1 tRNA gene is annotated in these 209 nt (G+C 49.8%); it reads left to right on the top strand.

Going from position 1 to position 209, the window contains the following annotated elements:
* The first annotated feature begins 135 nt into the window (after positions 1-135).
* Positions 136-208: transfer RNA gene (locus HMPREF2991_RS07570), tRNA-Val, on the top strand.
* The last annotated feature ends 1 nt before the right edge of the window (position 209 follow it).

The raw sequence follows: 209 nt of genomic DNA, 5'->3' as shown, positions 1-209 counted from the left end.
GCCCCCTGTGAGATATGGAAGTCGCTTAGCTTGAGGGAGTTTAGCTTAGTTGTAATTGAGAGGAAATCGAAATTACAATCGGCGGATGAGAGAAACGAAGTTTCTTACCGTTGGCTGAGCTAGACTCCGCCCTTTGGGAGTTTAGCTCAGCTGGGAGAGCATCTGCCTTACAAGCAGAGGGTCAGCGGTTCGATCCCGTTAACTCCCAT

It is taken from the genome of Streptococcus sp. HMSC072D07 (assembly GCF_001814835.1).
In the GTDB taxonomy this organism is placed as follows: domain Bacteria; phylum Bacillota; class Bacilli; order Lactobacillales; family Streptococcaceae; genus Streptococcus.
Note: the sequence above shows the minus strand (reverse complement) of the source record. Positions and strands in the feature narration are given on the sequence as shown.